General features: G+C 43.5%; 16 protein-coding genes and 1 pseudogene. 9 read left to right on the forward strand and 8 right to left on the reverse strand.

What is annotated here, in order from left to right:
- Positions 1 to 473 (forward strand): annotated as a pseudogene (locus ACU6U9_RS23120) (KamA family radical SAM protein); the annotation flags it as partial.
- 58 nt (positions 474 to 531) lie between these two features.
- Here ACU6U9_RS23120 and ACU6U9_RS23125 read toward each other — a convergent pair.
- The 4 genes from ACU6U9_RS23125 to ACU6U9_RS23140 all read right to left on the reverse strand — a co-directional run bounded on the left by ACU6U9_RS23125 (position 532) and on the right by ACU6U9_RS23140 (position 5,895).
- Entirely contained in the window at positions 532 to 1,665 is a 1,134-nt protein-coding gene (locus ACU6U9_RS23125) for an imelysin family protein (protein ID WP_446737242.1), read from the reverse strand.
- Between the two features lie 46 nt (positions 1,666 to 1,711).
- Entirely contained in the window at positions 1,712 to 2,872 is a 1,161-nt protein-coding gene (locus ACU6U9_RS23130; RefSeq protein ID WP_446737241.1) for a DUF1513 domain-containing protein, read from the reverse strand.
- 4 nt (positions 2,873 to 2,876) lie between these two features.
- Positions 2,877 to 4,364 (reverse strand): di-heme oxidoreductase family protein, encoded by a 1,488-nt coding sequence (locus ACU6U9_RS23135; RefSeq protein ID WP_446737240.1) that lies wholly within the window; start codon positions 4,362 to 4,364, stop codon positions 2,877 to 2,879.
- 94 nt (positions 4,365 to 4,458) lie between these two features.
- The gene (locus ACU6U9_RS23140) at positions 4,459 to 5,895 is read right to left on the reverse strand and encodes an imelysin family protein (RefSeq protein WP_446737239.1); all 1,437 of its coding nucleotides are present in this window, start codon (positions 5,893 to 5,895) and stop codon (positions 4,459 to 4,461) included.
- 175 nt (positions 5,896 to 6,070) lie between these two features.
- Here ACU6U9_RS23140 and ACU6U9_RS23145 point away from each other — a divergent pair, with 175 nt between their 5' ends.
- Both ACU6U9_RS23145 and ACU6U9_RS23150 read left to right on the forward strand, forming a co-directional pair.
- The gene (locus ACU6U9_RS23145; RefSeq protein WP_446737238.1) at positions 6,071 to 7,342 is read left to right on the forward strand and encodes a cytochrome-c peroxidase; all 1,272 of its coding nucleotides are present in this window, start codon (positions 6,071 to 6,073) and stop codon (positions 7,340 to 7,342) included.
- A 76-nt stretch (positions 7,343 to 7,418) separates the two neighbouring features.
- Positions 7,419 to 9,638, forward strand: coding sequence for a TonB-dependent receptor family protein (locus ACU6U9_RS23150; RefSeq protein ID WP_446737237.1), 2,220 nt, complete (start codon positions 7,419 to 7,421; stop codon positions 9,636 to 9,638).
- Positions 9,639 to 9,746: 108 nt separating this feature from the next.
- Here the strand turns inward: ACU6U9_RS23150 and ACU6U9_RS23155 are convergent, their stop codons facing one another.
- Both ACU6U9_RS23155 and ACU6U9_RS23160 read right to left on the reverse strand, forming a co-directional pair.
- Positions 9,747 to 10,058: a hypothetical protein gene (locus ACU6U9_RS23155; protein WP_446737236.1), complete on the reverse strand. Its 312-nt coding sequence runs from the start codon at positions 10,056 to 10,058 to the stop codon at positions 9,747 to 9,749.
- 111 nt (positions 10,059 to 10,169) lie between these two features.
- On the reverse strand, positions 10,170 to 11,366 hold the full coding sequence (locus tag ACU6U9_RS23160; RefSeq protein WP_446737247.1) for an aminotransferase-like domain-containing protein: 1,197 nt from the start codon (positions 11,364 to 11,366) through the stop codon (positions 10,170 to 10,172).
- Positions 11,367 to 11,969: 603 nt separating this feature from the next.
- Between ACU6U9_RS23160 and ACU6U9_RS23165 the strand changes: the two genes are divergently transcribed.
- Both ACU6U9_RS23165 and ACU6U9_RS23170 read left to right on the forward strand, forming a co-directional pair.
- Positions 11,970 to 13,748, forward strand: coding sequence for a hypothetical protein (locus tag ACU6U9_RS23165; RefSeq protein ID WP_446737234.1), 1,779 nt, complete (start codon positions 11,970 to 11,972; stop codon positions 13,746 to 13,748).
- Between the two features lie 254 nt (positions 13,749 to 14,002).
- The gene (locus ACU6U9_RS23170) at positions 14,003 to 16,006 is read left to right on the forward strand and encodes an EAL domain-containing protein (protein WP_446737248.1); all 2,004 of its coding nucleotides are present in this window, start codon (positions 14,003 to 14,005) and stop codon (positions 16,004 to 16,006) included.
- 100 nt (positions 16,007 to 16,106) lie between these two features.
- On the opposite strand, the gene serB is transcribed toward ACU6U9_RS23170, so the two are convergent.
- The gene (gene serB / locus ACU6U9_RS23175) at positions 16,107 to 17,321 is read right to left on the reverse strand and encodes a phosphoserine phosphatase SerB (RefSeq protein WP_446737232.1); all 1,215 of its coding nucleotides are present in this window, start codon (positions 17,319 to 17,321) and stop codon (positions 16,107 to 16,109) included.
- Between the two features lie 24 nt (positions 17,322 to 17,345).
- Positions 17,346 to 17,516, reverse strand: a complete 171-nt coding sequence (locus tag ACU6U9_RS23180; protein WP_446737231.1) for a hypothetical protein — start codon at positions 17,514 to 17,516, stop codon at positions 17,346 to 17,348.
- 63 nt (positions 17,517 to 17,579) lie between these two features.
- On the opposite strand from ACU6U9_RS23180, the gene ACU6U9_RS23185 reads away from it, so the two are divergent.
- The 4 genes from ACU6U9_RS23185 to ACU6U9_RS23200 all read left to right on the forward strand — a co-directional run bounded on the left by ACU6U9_RS23185 (position 17,580) and on the right by ACU6U9_RS23200 (position 20,601).
- Positions 17,580 to 19,082, forward strand: coding sequence for an adenylate/guanylate cyclase domain-containing protein (locus ACU6U9_RS23185; protein WP_446737249.1), 1,503 nt, complete (start codon positions 17,580 to 17,582; stop codon positions 19,080 to 19,082).
- Between the two features lie 82 nt (positions 19,083 to 19,164).
- Positions 19,165 to 19,560 (forward strand): hypothetical protein, encoded by a 396-nt coding sequence (locus tag ACU6U9_RS23190; protein ID WP_446737250.1) that lies wholly within the window; start codon positions 19,165 to 19,167, stop codon positions 19,558 to 19,560.
- Positions 19,553 to 20,164 (forward strand): extracellular solute-binding protein, encoded by a 612-nt coding sequence (locus tag ACU6U9_RS23195; protein ID WP_446737251.1) that lies wholly within the window; start codon positions 19,553 to 19,555, stop codon positions 20,162 to 20,164. The genes ACU6U9_RS23190 and ACU6U9_RS23195 overlap by 8 nt, the downstream gene beginning before the upstream one ends.
- Positions 20,165 to 20,268: 104 nt before the next feature.
- The gene (locus ACU6U9_RS23200; RefSeq protein WP_446737252.1) at positions 20,269 to 20,601 is read left to right on the forward strand and encodes a hypothetical protein; all 333 of its coding nucleotides are present in this window, start codon (positions 20,269 to 20,271) and stop codon (positions 20,599 to 20,601) included.
- The last annotated feature ends 52 nt before the right edge of the window (positions 20,602 to 20,653 follow it).

Here is a 20,653-nt window from a genome sequence, read left to right on the forward strand (position 1 = left end):
CGATTGAAGCGATTCCCCATGTAATTCGCCTACGTATTCATAGTCGCTTGCCCATTGTGATTCCGGATCGTATTAACGATGACGTTGTTAAACGTCTACAGCAAAGCCGATTGAAAAGCATTATGGTGGTGCATGCCAATCACGCTAACGAAATTGATGAACATGTGGGTCACGCACTGCAAACGCTCAAACACGCTGGCATTCATGTTTTAAATCAAAGCGTGTTATTAAAAGGGGTGAACGATAACGCGCAAAGTCTCATTGACTTAAGTGAGCGCTTATTTGAATTTGATGCTCTGCCTTATTATCTTCACTTACTTGATCCGGTTGTGGGCGCTCATCATTTTGATGTAAGTGAGCCTATCGCCACACAGTTAATTTTACAGATCCAAAAAACACTGCCGGGTTTTCTTGTGCCTAAGCTTGTGCGTGAGGTGGATGGGCGGGCGTCTAAAACCTTGATTCCTATTTAGACTAAACAGCAGATACAAAAAAAGGGCTTTCGCCCTTTTCATCATGGCTTATTATATATTAATCACCATCAGTAAAATTAAACCCTAAACTAACATCAAGGGCGTCTGGAAGTTCACGTTTAAAGTTGCCATCTAATGTACCGGCGGCGGCTTTAAAATCTATCGAATTTTCAGCGGTAATTGCAGTACGTAGTGTGGCAATGTTTTCTTTAAGATACGCCACCGTACCCGTCAAACCCTTATTTTTCATAATGGCATTTAGGCTGACCGAACTTTTATTCGTGCCCGCTAATACTTCATCCACTGACAGTATGGAGGCTTCAACACTTTGCCAAATAGAACCCGAAATTTGGCTCGTGCTTTCCGTTACATCTCTATTTTTTAAGTAATCAAAATAATCTTGTACCGACACAGTGATTTTTGAAATAGCTGAATCACCCGAGTCATTCACATCTGCATCTTTTAATTCATCATTCGCTAACATATCACGAAAGCTTTTACCTTTTTCAGCGTAGTTACTCACCCAGCCTTCTTGAATCTCATTGATTTTCACAAGCAATTGACTCGATAACGCCGTTAATACTTGGCACTTGCGGGCCTGAGTAGAAAATTCATTCAGCACATCCGATACAACACCAGATTGCGTATCCGTTGTTTCAAAAATAGTGACCTCTAGAGGTAAAAAGCCCACAAGGCTCGAGCTTTTCTGTGCAATAAAAGAGTCGGTAATAGTCGTAGGTGTTGGGCCGTCGACCCATTCTTTGATCTTGTTGCGCACCGTTAACGTTTGGTCATTGCCTTTATTAAAGCGAAAATAATCAATGTACGCGTAAATAGGTTCAACAATATTAATATCCAAGCCGCCTTCTACTGGCCCAAATTTAAACGGTAATACTTGATACCACGCTTTATTGGTTTCTTTCCATTGCTGTTGAAGGCTCAGCAAGTTCGCTTCGTTGGTGTTTCCCGCAGCACAAAACAGTTCTGCGCTGTTATCCAGTAATTGAGCTTGGCTTTGAAGGTTATTCACAGTGGGGATAATTGTATTATCAGCCACTTGAATGGCGGCTACATCGACCTCACTGCCAAGTTTTTTTGATGAGGTAGAGCTTTCACTGCCACAGCCTGTTAACACAAAGCTGTAGGCTAAAGCCAAAATGACGGTTTTTACAGTGCGAACATTCATAAACATATAATATCCAAATACAGGTGTTTAATACGTCACCTGACTAATTTATCTATACCGGTAGCGTGACCGTCATCATGTGGTTGTCCCAGCTTTTATCTGCAAAGTACAACCGCTTAGCTTTATCTTCTTTTAAGGTATCACTGCTGATTTGGCGAATCTTACCAGCTGAATTAGATAGCACAAAATAACGTTCATCCGCGCTGAGCGTTAAACCGCACACATCATGGAATAAGTGATAACCCTGCAAGCTTAAATCATCCAGATGCCAAAACATCACCATATTGCCCTTGGGGCTCGTAAAAGCCGCCAAACGATTCTGACTATGAACCTTAACACTGCCCATATAATCATTGAGTTTACTGATTAAACCCGTTGGTGCATTTAATACTTCAATGTCATGCCCATCTTTATGCACCGCCGCTAATGGCACGAGATGATCGTCACTCATGGCGGCGCGCTGTACTTGTAACGCAATGGCAACGGTGCCATCAGCTGCCACATCCAAATGACGAATACTCGCCTTTGGCTCGGCCAATACATGCTCGCTAATTAACTGACCATTCTCACTATTAATGTAAGCAAGCGTTGAACGCATGGATTCATAATTTAATACTGTACGCCCACTATCCGGATGCGTACGTAAACCACCATTGGCCACGACTAACGTTTTATCATCTGGCATCAATGCCATTTCATGGGGGCCAATGCCGTAACTACTAAAACAGCCCTTAAACGCTAACGTGTTGGCATCACGTACCGTGACCTTACCTTCACCAGTCACATAATTAGATTCAGTATAAAAAAGTTGCGTACCATCAGCACTGTAACAACCATGCCCATGCATATGATGGTTTGGCTCACTGTGAAAAACGTGATCCACTTCGCCACTTAGGGTATTTACCCTTACTGCTAACGTACCAGGGCGACGGCTAAACATCATAATTTCTTCAGGCTTCGTCGGGTTTTGACACATACCATGGCCACGAAAACCGGACAATGCACCATGGCTTTGCTGCGCATTTGGGTCTACCCAACCTAAACTAAAATGTTCGTCATCACGCCCTTGTGCTGACAACCAGATCTCACTGGCACGAGCTTGACTAAACTGTGAAAACAAAACACCCGCCACAGGTGCCGTAACGCCCAGCGCTAATATAGACTGAACAAAACGTCGACGAGTAATGGGCTTATTAATTAATTTTTGACTCATAACATCACAATGAATATACAAATTCCATTAAGGCTTCACGTTGCAAAACAGGCAAATGAATAAACTTGTCTTTCGCATTTTCGGCTTCACCACCGTGCCACAAGATCGCTTCTTCTACATTGCGCGCGCGGCCATCATGCAGCAAAACATGGCTGCCACTGACACCAGGCTGATCACCTAAATTCCACAAAGGTGCCGTACGCCATTCTTGGCCACTGGCTAAAAATTCAGGGCGATTATCCGCTAGCTCTGGCCCCATGTCATGCAGCAACAAGTCCGTATATGGCCAAATCTCTTGCTTGGATAAATGTGTAAACCGTTCACTTTTGCCAGTCACAAATCGCGGTTGATGGCACTGGTTACAACCCGATTGGTAAAACAGCTCCCGCCCTTTCAACACTGCTTTAGTTTGAGGGTTTTGCCGCTTGAGCGGAGCAAGGTTACGATTAAAGTCCACCACTAGTTCGAGTAAATGCTTAGGCAACTCGACACCTTCGTCATCATTGCCTGTTATTTGTCTCACACAGTTTTCCTGTTTAGCTGTGCAAGGCTGGTTTGGAAATAAATAATTGGTAATACCAATATCATTGGTAAAGGCAGCGGCAACTATCATTTCTAATGTGGGTTTATTGCTTTTTAAACCAAAACGGCCAGGTTTCACCGTTTGCGACTTTACATCCCATACCTGATTTACTCGACCAGATATTCCGTCTTGATTTTTATCCGCCTCATCCGCTAAGGCATTAATATCTTGTTGCTCAATCAATTCAAGCAAGCCCATACCATGAATAGAGGGTGCCACACGAATACTCAACAAGGTATCGTCACCTAAAGGACCATAACCCAAATAGCGAAAATCAATAGTGGGTTTGCGCAACATGACTTCACGGCCATCAGGGAATACAAATTTTGATTCCTGCCACTGCACATGCATATAAGCTTCAGGCGCAACATCATGAGGGATATTTTTTGCACTTTCTATATGGCGTAATTGATGAGAGAGCGAGGTAGATTGATGTTGAATTTGGTCGCCATACACAGGGTGCGGAACCAAACCTTGTTGCTGCAACAGCTGGGCGGTTGCACTTGGGTCGTTGTGTGATTTACCCACACGCACCAACGTTGTAGAAAGCGGTGTTTCGCTGTTATCTGGAATAGTCCCCTTGCCACCTTTAATATGGCACGCCAAACACGTTCGAGCATTATAAACAGGGCCCAAGCCATCACGGGCCGTAGTGGTCGTCGGCGCTTTAATCCAAGGCTGATTTGCCAATGCTTTACCAGCATGAAAGTTCGGCTTCAATTCACTTGTCATGTTAGCCGCTGGCTTTTCTAAGCTAGCAAAGGGCTTGATAGAAACCGACGTTTCTCCCCCCGGTAATAACTCAGATTCATTATACGGCGGCGCTTGCGTGGCACGATAATCCAATGCCGGCGAATACACATCACAGCCACTCAACAACCAGCATGTTAAAGCTAAAATTCTTTTCATAACGCGTACTACCTGAACAACAAAATGCAGATTTCAAACCGCAGAAAGCCGGGCAATGCCCGGCTTTAAAAAACACTCAAACTAACCGTGACGCTTAGTCACACGTTACGCCAGGTGTTGTTGTGTCACATGAAGAAGCATCATCATCGACTACATCACCTAAACCTAACTCAGTGGCAATATCTTGAATCGCATTTGACTGTTTATTCAAAGCAATTATCGTTAATGCAACAGGGTTCGTCGCGTTACGGTTTTCATCCATGATTAATACATCAAATGGGAAACCTTCGCCCGCTTTTGTATCAATTGCTTTGTAATTCGTTTCTGTAACAGCAAACTTAGCTGCCGCTTCGTCCGCTAAAGAATCTAAACCCACATCACGCAAGTAATCATTGATGCCGTAACCATTTACTTTATTTGTGATAACGTCATCCGTACCATTTTGATCACTATCATAACCCGCATATTGACCATAAAAGCTGTTTGATACGCCTTCAGCGTTTAGCCAAACATCACGGTGAGTATTATCAGAGAAACAAGAATGCTCGTCTTCTTGAGAGTTAGAAGAATACGCAATTTGCATACGCTCGCCAGCCAACTCACCTTCAGACAAAGTACCCATACCCGTTAGGATTTCTGTTAGTTTTTGCTTAGCTTGGCTTTCGTTAGCGATGGTTGTGAAAGCAGTACGGTAATCGGCACCCGCTTTCCAACCGTCACGTACGCTTTCTAAGTCAGCGATTAATTTATCAACCGCAACTTCTAAATAGGCATGACGACGAGCAGCATCAGAAGCTGGGTTTGCAACATCTATAGTGAAGTCTGTTAAAAGACGTTGTCCACCAGCAACACCCGTGTTTACAGCCGTATGACGATCCGTTCCATTTGTTGTTCCGTTATTACCGTTTAGATCTTGGCCCCAAAGCAAAAATTCAATGGCATGGTAACCGGCAATAACATCATGCTCATCGCTGGCCGTTGCTGTGTTTGCAAGTAAAGCAGCGTTAATCGTAATATCAGATTGAATGATATTTTGATTAGCAACCGTTCCATCTACTACGCCGTTAGAGTTAATCTCAGCGCTATTGGCCGTCACACCGACCTGGCTAGCCGTGAAGTCTGTTGCATTAGTTTGAACATAATCGATTAGTGCTTCACCTAGTGGCCATGCATTTAGGTCACCTTCTGGCCCGTCTTCACTTGAGTAGTCAGTTGAATCAATTGGGCTATTACGGAAACGATATACTTCTGTTTGGCCGTAAGGTTCACGCGAAACCAACCACGCTTTTTTGGCGGCTTCTAGGTTGGTTGCATCAGGTGTAGTTTTGAAAGTAGCCAATGCCGTTTTCAATGCTTTAGCCGTCTCAACCGAATCGGTGTAAGCCGCCAATGCAATGTCTGCATTGGTGCTGAGTACTGCTTCTGCTTTTTCCATGTTGATAGCGGGGGCCGAATCACTGTCGCTTGAGCTGCCACAAGCCGTTAGAAAAGATACTGCTGCTACGCAAGCGGCCAATTGATTAAGTTTCATACGAGTCCCTGATGCTTTTTTAGTAGAATGAGGTTAAATATGAGCCGCACAGTAATACAAATGAAAATGATTAGCAATAACTAAGGAGTATGAGAACACTTATCATTTTAATTCCTCCATCTTTATAGTAATATCCTCGCTGGCAGTAAGGCCTTATACCTGTGGTTTGCATTACATGATCAAGATTAACGCCCCCATTAAGCTCAGTTTCATCATCAGCTCTTTTTTATTTGCCCTCATAGGCTGTGGTAGCTCTAGCAATGATCCCGCTATCAGTACAAAAGAAGCACTTGGTGAAAAGCTCTTTTCTGATCAAAACCTATCGTTCGACCGTACCCAATCCTGTGCCACTTGCCACAGCCTTGAGCACGGTTTTGTGGATAATCGCATTAACGCAACTTATCACGCATCACACGTTTCAGCGGGGTCGCTCGGCGATAACGGAGTATCCATTGGTGATCGCAATGCGCCTACTGCAGCTTACGCCGCATTTAGCCCTGACTTTAAATACGATTCTCGCACTCGCGTAAAAAATCAAAAATCAACAATTGGTCATTACACAGGTTTTATCGGCGGACAATTTTGGGATGGCCGTGCAAAAGATTTAGCCGCACAAGCTGGTGGCCCGCCACTTAATCCTGGTGAAATGAACATGCCAAGCAAAGCAGCCGTCATCGAGCGCATCAAAGAAAATACAGAATATGTGGAAACATTCGAGCGATTATTCTCGAGTGATATTTTTAATGATGTTGATACCGCTTACGACGCAATGACAGAGGTTATTGGCGATTTTGAATTTAAGAATCGCGAAACGTTTTTCCCTCTCAATTCGAAATACGATGCATCTTTGAGCGGTGACTATGTTTACGACCCAAATAGCAAAGCAGCTCTTGGTAAAACCTTATTTTTCTCTTCTGATTTCACCTGTGCTGCCTGTCATCAATTGCGTGAAATCGGTGTGGCGGGGGAAATTTTCACAAGCTTTGAATACCATAACATCGGCGTGCCTGAAAACACCGCCCTACGTGCTATTAATGGGGTAACCGTTCCTGACTTAGGCTTATTTAATAATCCTATCGTGAATGAAAAGTCAGACGCAGCAAATCATAAAGGTAAATTTAAAGTACCTACATTGCGTAATATTGCCTTAACTGCACCCTATATGCATAACGGTGTATTTAACGAATTAGAAACTGTTTTAAAATTTTATGAACATGCAAAATTACGCGGCTTAAACCGTCCAGACGCAAGTTTAAATCCAGAAACAGGTATTGCTTGGGCGGCACCCGAGGTAACGGACAACATTGAACATGATATCTTAAGTAAAAATGATAAAAACCTTACGCCTGAGAATATTGAGGCCATGGTATGCTTTTTTATGAGCTTAACCGATGCCAAGTACGAGCACCTACTTGATACACAAAAAGTAACACGTTGCGGCCTGTAACATATTTATAAAGGCCCTGCGGGGCCTTTCTTTTTTCTAATATTTATCTCTACACAATTTCCCAGCGGAGTCTGTTGTGTTTTATTTTAAAAAACCAATTGCCATCACCTTTATCACAAGTTTTGTCCTTACGTTGCCAGTCTTCGCTGATGAACAAGCGACAGCCTTAGAAAAAATGTACATCACAGGTGGCGCAGACGATATTCTTCGCCAACCAGGCTCTGCCACCTTAATTGACGATGTTGCACTCGAAAAGTTTGAGTACACCGATATTCACCGAGTATTAAATGCAGTGCCCGGCGTTAATCTGCAAGAAGAAGACGGCTATGGCCTACGCCCAAATATTGGCTTACGCGGCACATCACCTGAACGCAGTAAAAAAATCACCATTATGGAAGACGGCGTACTTTCTGGCCCGGCTCCTTATGCCGCACCCGCCGCTTATTATTTCCCGAATATTTCGCGCATGAGTGCAGTTGAGGTATTCAAAGGCCCAGCCACGATTCAATATGGCCCTGCTACGGTAGGCGGTGCCATTAACATGGTCAGCCGACCAATCCCTTACAACTCTCAAGGTGAATTAGATTTACAATACGGCAGTGATAATTTTCAACGTTTAAATGTATACCAAGGTCAGCAAGTGGGTGACTTTGGTTATTTAATTGAAGGGCTGCGTGTTAGTGCCGATGGCTTTAAAGATTTAGATAAAGGCGGTGATACGGGTTTTGAACGCAACGATATTAATGTTAAAACCAGCTGGCAGACATTTGGTCAATATAATCACTCATTTGTTTTAAAACTGGGCTATGCCGATGAGCTTTCAAATGAAACCTATTTGGGCTTAACCCGTGATGATTTAGATGCCAACCCTTACCGTCGTTACAACGCTTCGTCGTTAGATGAAATGGAATGGACCCATGAACAATTCCAGCTGACTCATCAAATGGATGTACAGGACGTAAAAATCACATCCGATGTTTACCGCAACAATTTTGATCGAGATTGGTTTAAGGTCAATGGTTTCAAAGCATTAAAAGATAATGGCGATGCTAATGTTTCCATTCAGGATGTATTGGCCGACCCAATCACCTATCAAACCTATTACCAAGTCTTAAGCGGTCAAGCCGCCAGCAGCAATAGCGATGAGTATTTGCGCATTGGTAATAATGGTCGCATCTTTGTTTCACAAGGGATTCAAACTCGCATTAATATGCCAGCAAACATGTTTGGTTTGAATCACGAAATTGAAATAGGCATTCGTTATCATGAAGACGAAATCAAACGTAACCATAGCGAACAATACTTCGCTACTTTAGCCGATGGCTCACTGCAAGTGGTGACTGATTCCCTGCGTACAACCACGCTCAATAAAAACGATGCGCAAGCCTTGGCTATTTATGCGAAAGATCAAATGCACTTTGGTGACACTACTATCACCGCGGGGATTCGCCACGAAGAAATTATTTCGACCAAGACCACTTATGGCCAGTTTACGGGTATTGCTGAGCAAGAAGATAAATTAGAGCAGTCGGTCACCTTACCCGGTATTGGTATCTATTCGCAGCTCAACCAACGCTTTGGTGTCTTAGCCGGTATTCATAAAGGCTTTACAGCTGCCACACCCGGTGGCAGCGGTGACATCAAACCAGAAGAAAGCATTAATTATGAGATGGGGTTTCGGTATTTTGGTTTAGGTCATGCTGAAGTCATCGCCTTTTTAAATGATTACACCCAATTCAGTGGCACCTGTAGTTTTGCTCAGGGCTCCTGCTCAAACGGCGCCGTTGGTGAGCAAACCAATGCAGGAAACGCACAAGTCTACGGTATTGAAGCAAGCTGGAAACATGAAAAGCAATTAGACCATTTCAAACTGCCGCTGAGCGCAACCTATACTTATAGTCATGGTGAGTTTGGCGAATCCTTTAAAGATGTCAGCGGTGCGTTTGGAGAAAAAGATCTTGTTATCGAAGATGGATTTGAAATTGGTTATTTACCTGAGCACCGCCTAAATCTTCAAGCGGGTATCGGCCAAGAAAAATGGCAGGCGAATATCTCTGTGCTTTACCAAAGTGATATGCGTAATATTCCAAGTTCAGGTGCTATTCCCGTGACGGATAAAATAGATGAGCACACAGTGGTGGATGTATCGGCAAGCTATGAGTTAAAGCACAACATCAAACTTTATAGCTCAATAGATAACGTATTCGATCATGAATATGTTGTATCAGCCAAGCCTTATGGCTATCGCCCAGGCAAACCACTGTCGTTTCATGTGGGCACAAAATTTACTTTTTAGATAATACTCACGTATGAATTGGCAGGTGCTATCTTATCGTAAGCGCCACCCATTCATACGTATTGCTTTCGCTAGGTTTGCATAATCGATGTAACAACAACGCATTGTTTAACCGTTAATACTGGTGCCTGTCCATTCAATAAACCCCAAATCAGCAAGCTGTTCTTCTGAGACAGGACGCTTAATTTTATTCAGTACACCCTCCACAATCACTTTGTCTTTCAAAGGGCGTTTATACATCCAACCTTGTTCTGATGTTGAATGGATAATGATTCGACTATAGTCCTGATCACCAGCCAATTCAGCTCGATACTCATCAACATAAACCCATACTTTTTGTGCGATAAAATAGTAAGGCCACTTACCGTCCGCCTCCCACAGGTCATCAACATGTACAAAATCTCTTGGCGTTTTTCGCATTAGCCGTGCCTCTATTTGCAAAGAAGAAGTCTATATCGATAAAGCAGCACGCAATAGGGTTAGATTCTGAAAAATATAGGGGTACAGATGACAAGCGGCGTTTTTATTCTTCTATTGATTGTCCTCAATTAAACGGCCTAACGACCTTAATGCCGCCATTCTTTGAGCGGTCCATTCATGCGCAAAACTTAAACGTAAGCAATGACGATAATTGGGTTGAGCTGAAAACAAGATGCCAGGCGTAATGGTAATGCCTTTATGCTGTGCTCGCCCATACAGCAATGCTGTATCAATATTCGCATCTAACTCAACCCATAAACTTAACCCACCTTTGGGTTTACTCCAACGAATCGCTGAGGGTAAGTAGTCAGGTAAAAGATGTTGTAGCTGAAGACATTGACTGGCTAAGCGTGTGCGCTTGTTTCGTAAATATTGATCAAAATGACCTCGCTGAATGTAGTCCGACAAACCTTGTTGCACACTGGTACTCACCGATAACGTCGTCACGATTTTTAAACGTTTAATTTGTTCAACAAAATCACCCGCCGCTATCCAACCAACACGAATATCACGGGATAAACACTTCGAAAAAGATGAGCAAAGCAGTACTGTATTTGAATCATCATATGAATGAATCGTTCGAGGACGTTGCAAACCAAAAAAAAGTTCGCTGTATATATCGTCTTCAATAATGACAACATCATGATGCTGGCATATTCGCAAGACCGACTGTTTATCATCCTCGCTCAGAGCAGCACCGGTTGGTGTTGAATAGTTAGGCGAAATAATCAATGCGCTAACCTCCCATTGCTCAAACGCGCTTGTCATCGCATCAATTGAAATACCCGATATAGGAGAGCTTGGTAACTCTAATATCTGTAAGCCTAATGCTTCAATTAATTGAATCGCTCCATAAAACCCAGGTGACTCAATCGCCACAACCGCACCTGGCTGAGTTGTCGCCATCAATGCCAACTGCAAAGCATGTTGGCAGCCACTGGTAATAACAATGTCATCGGCTATTAAGTGTGAGCCACCTGCATGCAGCCGATTGACAATCTGTGCACGCAAGGTTGGTGAGCCCAACGGCGTATCGTAATAATTTTGTTCATAACTAAAGGCTTTACGATAGGCTCTAGAAAAACTGCGACGCAGATTAGGGTTATCTTGATCTTTAGCCGAGCTTGGCAACAAATCAAACGCGGCTCCTTTTTCCATAATATCAACCACCACTTGATGAGTAGAAACACGCGCTGGAATCACCGCTGGGTTACTTAACGGTAGGTTTATCATTTTGGCATGAGGCATTACGCTATCCGACACGATAAAACCAGAACGCGGCCTAGACTCAATATAGCGTTCGGCTTCGAGTAACCCATAAGCCGTTATGACCGTTGATTTAGAGAGTTGATTTGCCTCACACAGCGCTTTGATAGAGGGCAGTTTTCTGCCCTGGCAACCACAGCCCAGATTGTATTTCTTCTTTGAGGGTTGCAGCTAAAATTTGGTAACGATGTTGTTTCATACCATTCATACAGCCGTGGGTAATTAGCCGTCAGTGTAATTCATTTGCACTGAGCAAAATATCATCCTGCATATACTTATCACCGTCAGTATCCATATGATCACCCTATTCTCTCCCTCATTTTTCATCGTGTTATTTTTCTTAATTAGGCTTAAAAAATGCTAGGTAATACACCTAAATACGCTAATATTGACGCCAATCTCGCCATTTTTGAGCTTTTAGCATGTGAATTAAGCATAAATGTTGGCGAATAATGACGTTAGTAATTAGTATTTAACTTATTACCGTTCAAGGAAGAATGGATTTGTAGCATTTCACAATGCTCAGCCCCTTAAAAATTCAAAGAGGAATTTCAATTGCTGGCTGAAATTGACGAGAGAAATATCATGGAAGGGCTTAATGGTAACATGCGTATTTCTGTCCCAGACATACAACAAAGCAGCCTCAGCTTTTGCGATGGCAGCGTAAGTGGTTTTGAAGCTTGGAGCAAAAAACTACCTATGGCCAATGTGGGTGCCGCAGCCAAACTATTGTACCAAGCCAGCCGAGAATTAAACCTTACCCAGATCAACCCCATAATGCGTTATAAAATGCTCGAAATTATTCGCAGCCAAATTTACAGCATATGCGAATTGCTCGGTAAGCGTTTCTTAAACCAATCGGTTGTCTTAAACGACAACGATCTTAAAATTGTGATGCTCGCGCAAACCCTACAAAACCAGCTGGCCATCGGCTACAAACACATCATTCTTAATATTGCCGATGCGCCGGTTAAAAAAAATGACACCCCAAAGCTGCTTACGTTTGCTATTCATCGTGCGATTAGCGACTTAAGTCAAACCATATTACGAGCGTTTCAGCTGTACAATCAGTCCCCTAAAAACGCATGGTTAGAGCTGCATCAGCTTTATATATTAGCCGAGAGCAAACAAATCCAACTGTACGATGTAAAAGACAGCCAAGGCGTTTTTCGAGCAAGTACCACTATTTTTGATAGTTATGTGCGTATTCTATTACTGGGTTGTAGCAAACCCAATCAGTTGCGTCAGTCTGAACAGGCAAACCTATATGCCGCAACCGAACTGTGGAGCAACTTAACCAAGTTAGCATCAAACACAGACAGCCAAGCACAATTCGTATTCATGGCCACTGGTGATAGTGCGCCAGTTTATCGTTCATTAGTGAAAACCACATTATCCGGTTCGGTACGTACTTTTAACCCAGGTGCGTTAGTCCAAGCACTTCAAAAACACCTGAATAAAGAAGCGAATATCATTACCGTGCCTGGCAATATATCTGAATCTTTACTCAGCCACTTACTGCACGCTTGGGGCGGAATGAAGGAACGCAGTTTTAGACGCACCCAGAATTCTGGCGACATACAGATTGGCATTGGGTTAGTGTCTTCTCACTTTTTTTGTGCACGTGAGAAAAGCTTCCCGTACTTGTTAAAAAAATGGAATGTAGAATTAGCCGAAAACAAACCCAAAAACAAGCGGGGCGGCGATGTGTGGGACAACAGCTTTGATGCTGGCAATAGTTTTTCTCATGATGCCGAGAATATTGCATTCGATAGCATTGCGTTTATCAGCAAAAACACCAGTGAAAATGACGATGAAGATACAGGGCCAAAAGGCAAAGAGCTAACAGCCCAAATAGAAAATACGAGTCCAGGCGGCTATGGCATATTTTTATCTGATCCTCCTGCCACCGTGCAAACCGGTGAGCTGGTGATTATCAGAGAGCCTAGAATCAATAACTGGTCCGTCGGTTCGATTCGCTGGATCCGTTCACGTCAAAATATGCCGGCACAACTCGGCATTGAATTACTGGCTCCAAAAGCGGAACCCGTAGCTGTGCGTATACTCAATAAAACAGGAGAAAATGGCGAGTACTTACGCGGCATTCGCTTACCTGCACTACCCGCGGCGGGCCAAGAAGAAACATTATTGCTACCGATACTGCCATTCAAAGTGGGCAGTAAAGCCGAATTAGTTGATGGCAACATGCAACAACGCATTCAACTGATCAAACGTCAGTCAACATCAAGAAGCTTTGTTCAGTACCACTACCAGTCTTTAACTCAAGTGCTTACCGAGCCGCCCAAGAAAAGCAAAGATAGCAATACTGACGATGAATTTGCATCGATCTGGGACAAGCTTTAGCAAAGGGCTCGTCTCAAACGGCCTTGGCGTCTCTTCAATTCAATACAAGCGGCTATAATTACCTGATAAACGGTACTTTTTCACACTAAAAGCCATCCGTAGTACTTAAAGCAAACGACACAACCCGTTATAATCGCCAGAACACCCACTATTTATAAGAACGGCAGCGAGCTTAATTATATGCAGGCTAAAGAAGCGATTCGATTGCTGATTTGTTCAGAATCTCAGCACGAAGCTGAAACAGTCACCAGTTTTTGTTGCGTAACGCTGGACACGCCACTCGAGCGCATATCGCTCAAGATATGGCCACGCTTAAGACTAAGCTCAACGATCAAGTTTGGGATGTTTGCCTGTGCTACATGGAAATGAGCCAACTAAATGGTAAAGACGTATTAAATGAAATTCAGCGTCAAGGTAAAGACATTCCTACCATTTACTTTCACGATGAAATTGATAGCGTTATGGCAGAAAAAGCCATCAAAAGTGGTGCGGTTGACCTTGTTCCCTCCGGTGAGTACAACCACATACTGCAAGTGGTATTAAGAGAAATAAAAAACCTTAAGTTGCGCCGTGAACTGCGTGAAGCCGAAGCGTTATTACGTGAGGCGGAAAAACGCTGCCAAGTTCTATTAGAAAGCGCACAAGATGCCATTGCTTACATTCAAGATGGCATGCACTTGTTTGCAAACGACAGTTACGCCTCTGTTTTTGGTTACGACGATTCTGACGACCTGCTCACCATTCCATTAATGGATATGGTTTACAGCAAAGACCAAGGTCGATTTAAAATATTCTTAAAAGACTTTAACTCCGGCAAAACCCGTAACGCTGAATTTCAATGCAAGATGCTTGATATAACAGGCAAAGAAGTGAATAGCCGCATGATGTTTGCTCGCGCGACTTACGATGATGAGCCTTGCATACAAGTGATGATACGTTCCAATACAGGCAGTGCCGACCTTGAAAGCAAACTCAAACTCATTAGTTCGCAAGATCTATTAACCGGCCTTTATAACAAACAATACTTCAACGAGAAATTAGGCGACGCGGTTGACCAAGCGGTTATTAGCGGCTCCAATGGGGCGATCGCCTACGTGAACATCGACAGCTTTGGTAAATGCAAAGCCAGTGTGGGTATTGAAGGCGCTGACATGGTCATCTGTGATGTGGGCCACTTAATTCGCAGCAAGTGTCGCGAAGAAGATTTAGTCGCCCGCATTGGGGAAGATGTATTTGGTATATTGCTACACGACAGCAAAGCCGAACAAGCTCAAGGTTTTGCGGACCATATTCGCAAGGCGATCCAAGAGCACTTAGTGGCCGTTGATCAACGTACCATTCAAGTAACCTGTAGCATTGGTGTGTCGTTAATTAATGAAAGCTCTCGCTCACCTAAAGACGTATTGCAACATGCTCACGAAGCAAGCTATCACGTACGCAAAATAGAAGGCTCCGAGAAAGGTAATGGCGTTTACCTATACAACCCAGCGCAATTAGCCAATACCGATAGCGAACGTCTAGAAGCTAAAATTCAAGACGCCATCAAAAACAACACACTTAAATTATTGTTTCAGCCAATTATTAATTTACGTGACGAAGCGGGTGAGCACTACGAGTCGCTATTGCGTTTAGTTGATAGTGATGAGACCGATATTTCGCCACAAAACTTCTTGGCCGATATTAGCCCAGAGTTAAAACGTAAAATTGACCGCTGGGTGATTCTCAATACAGGTAAGCGTTTAGCCCAGCAGCGAGTTCAAGGCCTTGATACACGGTTGTTCATCAACCTAACAAATGAATCACTGACAGACGAAACATTACTGCCGTGGCTGCATAAATTGCTGCAAGCATCAAAATTACCCAGCCATGCATTGATTTTTCAATTCACCGAAGCCGATGCCATCAACCACTTGAAACAAGCGCAATTCATGACTAAGTCATTGAATAAGCTAGGCTGTAAAGTCGCTATTAGTCGTTTTGGCTCCGCCATCGACCCATACAAATTGTTTGAACATATCCACAGTGACTTTGTAAAAGTCGATGGCTCGTTCACGCAAGAATTAAATACCGAACAAGGCATGGAGAGCTTGAAACAATTGTTAAGTGGTATCAGTGAACATGGTAAATCATCTATTGTCCCATTTGTCGAAAATGCCAACATCGTGGCACAATTATGGACAAGCGGTGTGAACTTTATTCAAGGCTTCTACTTAAGTGGCCCAACCACGCAAATGAATTATGAGTTCAACGACGACTGATACTGTCGACAAAAAATAGTGTAAAAAATAAAACAAAAAAGGGTTCCTACTTTTCAGCACGAACCCTTTTTTTATTTAGCTCTTATACGTAAGCGATAACTTAAATATCGTCGCGATCGCGAATACCCAATAAGTACAACACGCCATCTAAGCCTAGGGTTGAAATGGCTTGTTCTGCATTTTGGCGAACCAAAGGCTTGGCACGAAACGCTATACCTAAACCTGCTTTGCTTAACATAGGTAAGTCGTTTGCACCGTCACCCACCGCGATGGTTTGCTCAAGTGAAATGCCTTCATTTTTAGCGATTTCTTCTAGTAAAAACGCTTTGCGTTCACCGTTAACGATGGTGCCGGTTACGTTACCTGTAACCTTCCCATCAACGATTTCTAATTCGTTAGCGTGCACATAATCGATGCCTAACTTCTTTTGCAAAAACTGACCAAAGTATTGAAAGCCGCCGGATAAAATAGCGGTTTTATAACCCAGTTTTTTAAGGGTTGAAACTAAACGCTCTGCACCTTCGGTAATGGGCAAACGTGCTGCCACTTGTGCTAAAACAGATTCGTCTAGCCCTTTTAACAATGCAACGCGACGCTGGAAGCTTTCATTAAAATCGATCTCGCCGCGCATGGCGCTTTCGGTAATGGCAATGACTTCATCGCCCACACCCGCTTCGATGGCCAGCTCGTCGATGACTTCGGCTTCGATAAGCGTGCTGTCCATATCGAACGCCACTAAGCGACGATTACGACGGAACGGGCTATCCGCCTGCATGGCGATGTCCACACCTAAATCGCTAGACACTTGTAAGAACTCAGCACGCATAGCGGCTTGATCAGCATGACCACGCACTGAGAATTCAACACTGGCCTTGTTTGGCCCTTGGCTCTCATCGTCTTCTAATGGGATACGACCTGACAAGCGGGAAATATTGTCAATGTTTAGCTCATAACGCGCGACGACTTCGGTCACACGAGCTATGTGTTCGGCTGTTAGCTTACGAGCTAACAACGTAATAATATGGCGAGGCTTGCCTTGAGCTGCGACCCAGCTTTCATACTTTTCAGTCGATACCGGCGTAAAGCGCACCGACATACCCAATTCATGACTACGAAACAACACATCTTTTAATACGGCAGCCGACTCGGCGGTACCGGGCATTTCAGCCAGTATCCCCAAGGAAAGATTGTCATGGATTTCCGCTTGGCCTATATCTAATATGTTCACACCATATTGGGCCAAAATACCGGTAATATGAGCGGTCACACCCGGTTTATCTTCACCGCTGACCTTAATCAGTACAACTTCTTTCACTTGGGCACCTGTGTATCAGAGGAATTACAGCTGGTTAGCGTGTGCTTTTAACTCGGCAACCGCAGCACGTAGCTCATCGACTAAATCTTCAGTTTCATGGTTAGACAGTGCGCGGGCACGATCTTTACTCATAAAGAACAGGCCTTTTTCTAGTTGGGCTGTTTTCTCTTCTAGAAGCTTTTTAGTATCGCTCATGGTGTACACCTTTTATGCATCGAATGTAAAATCGGGGCTGATAGCCTGCTCAAAAAGGCCGCTATGATAAACCATTTAGCCTTTGTGCGTGAAACAAAAACAATTTTTGTTTTTTATCATTATAGTGAATCACGCTGTAGGCGCACACCTGAATTACCGATACTATTGGCCTCTGTTTTCATTATATTTGCCACTGCAATGACATTATTAGAAAAAAATTGGCCTTTAAGTATTCGGGCATTATTTATTGCGTTATTAATTTCCATTTTAGCCAGCACCATTCTAGGCTTGCCGATTACACGCTCAGCGGCTGAACACCTTGAGCAAGAGCAAGCTGATATGCGCCATACCTTGACGCGACAAGTAAGCTTACAAGCGGCTGAAGCTATTTTTAGCCAAGATTTACTCAGTCTCAATGTGATTCTTTCTACCCTCACAGAGTACCCAAATATTCGCTATGCCGCGGTATATGACCTGAACAACAAAGTGGTAGCCGAACAAGGCAGTGCCGATGACAGCAGCGGCATTCCCATGAGCATTCAGTATCAAAATGAAGTCATTGGCTTATTAGAGATCCGCCTAAACGATGAGCCTCTTAAGCAACGAATTTGGCAGCTTTATGGCTTGTGGCTAATACTCAGCTTATTGTTTACCACACTGTGTGCACTAGCCGCTTGGTTTGTTGGCCACCGTTTAGGCGTTAAATTAGAACAGAGCCGTTATGAGTTAGAGCACTTGGGCGCGATTAAACAAGTCACTCAGCACCAAAGTGGTGAATTCAAAGACTTTAGTGACGCACTGGCAAAACATCATCAACTAAACAATCAGCAAAGGGCCCTGCATCAATCCCTTGGGCAATATATGCAGCCGCAATTATTTCCCATATGGCAAAACCGTGAACTCACCATCGAAAGCGATTACCAAACAGGTGCGGTATTATTTTTTAAACTGGCCAATCTTGAACAAGTGCAACAGCAAATCAATAAGTTCGAATTAGCTGAGCTACTGAATCAACATTATGCCCTCATCAATCAAGCGGCAAAGCTCTACAACGGCACGGTTGTCAGTTATGAGGGCGACGGTGTCATGGTGCTATTCAACCAAGAACAAAGTGATCAAAAACACTCTTTTCATGGTGTGTGTACAGGTCTGCTCGCGTTGGGGCTCATTGACCTGCTAAATCAAGCGCGCATAAAGAAACAACAATCCGTGGTGGCGTATCAATTAGCGCTGCACTGCGGCGATATACTGACCAGACGCTTCCCCAATACGGCCCAAGCCGATGCGTACCCTTGGCTACCCATGAATAACGATAAAGAAGCCTGTAATGGCGCCGCGTTACTGTGTGAACAAAGTGAAGCTAATAGCTTACTCATGAGTAAAACCTGTTGCGAGCAAGGCCAATTGGCCAGCCAACTTGCACTTAACAAGCACCACAATTTGGTCCAGTTAAACCAGCCCGATGCTGTGGTGTGTTATTGGGTGGATCATCTCACGCCCAATTACCAAGCTTTAATTGAGCGCCAAATTGAACATATCAGTGCTCATTTTCCGAGCGCGGGTTAACATTTATTTTTATCATCATGCCTTTAGCTTAGACTACGTCCTATGTTAGGATGATAAGCATTCTCATATAGGAAGTTGATCAATGCGCAACCTTATTCTCGTAGTCTGCTTAGCAATGACGGCTCAGTTCTCATTAGCTGACAGTGTTAATGTTTATTCTTTTCGTCAGCCGTTCTTAATCGAACCGATTCTTGAACAATTCACTAAAGAAACAGGCATTGAAGCCAAAGTGGTTTTCGCTAAAGACGGTCTTATTCAACGCCTTAAACGCGAAGGAAAACTGAGCCCAGCCGATGTCGTGCTCACATCCAATTTTTCTAAGTTACTTGAAGTAAAAGAAGAAGGCTTAACCCAAGCCTTTAATAGCGACATCATCAATCAGCGTATTCCGGCACAATTTCGTGATAGCGATAAACATTGGGGTGGCACTCACAAAACGTGTGCGCAATATTTATTCGTCAAAAGAGCGTGTGGGTAAAGTTGCCATCAATTACGAAGACCTTGCGAACAAAGAATACAAAGGCCGTATTTGTACCCGCTCAGGTAAACACCCATACAACCTAGGCTTAATTGCTTCTTTAATTGTACACAACGGCGAAGCCGCCACTGAACAGTGGCTGAAAGATGTAAAAGTAAACCTAGCTCGTAAACCTCAAGGCAGTGACCGCGCACAAGTAAAAGCCATCAAAGAAGGCCTATGTGACCTATCACTTGGCAACAGCTACTACTTCGGCAAAATGCTAGAAGACAAAGAGCAAGTTCACTGGGCCAACGCCGTGAACCTTAACTTCCCTAACCAAGCTAATCGCGGTGCACATATCAATGTCAGTGGTGCCGTTATCACAAAATACGCCCCACACAAAACACAGGCCCAAGCGCTTGTGGAATTCCTAAGTTCAGATAAAGCACAATCTATGTATGCTGAACTCAACATGGAATACCCAGTTAAGCCGGATGTTGAACCGTCTAAGCTGGTAAAAAGCTGGGGTGAATTTAAAGCTGACCCGCTTGCGCTTGAAAAAGTCGCCGCTAAACGCAAAGACGCGCTGCGTCTTGTTGATAAGGTTCAGTTCGACCTGTAAATAATATAACTATAAAATAGTGAGCCATCAAAAGATGGCTCTAATACTGGAAGCGTTTTTAGCTTAAAAGTATTGGATTTTTTTCATCATCAGGGATTTCACCAATGAAAAAGAGTCTGTTTTTAGTTACTTGTTTATTTTTTTCAATAGCCGTAAGCGCATACACCAGCCATAGCGGGGGAAAGGTAAATATTCATAGTTTAAGAGCATATAGTGATGATTTTGTACTTTTTAAATCTTCTGGTGCAGATAATAATGATGGTTGCACAGGGAAGGATGGCTGGATTCAAGTAAATCAAAACACTCCCGCTGAAAAACGCATTTTTACGCTTCTTTTAAGTGCCAGAGTGTCAAATCAGCCTGTAACACTGTTCTTTAATGGCTGTTCCGGTAACGGTACATCAGGCTATCGGTTAGTTGAACAAGTAATGCTATAACAAAAATATCAATATATTAGTCCATTATATGCAGATGTTTTCCACTTCTCAT

It is taken from the genome of Pseudomonas sp. HK3 (assembly GCF_052920985.1).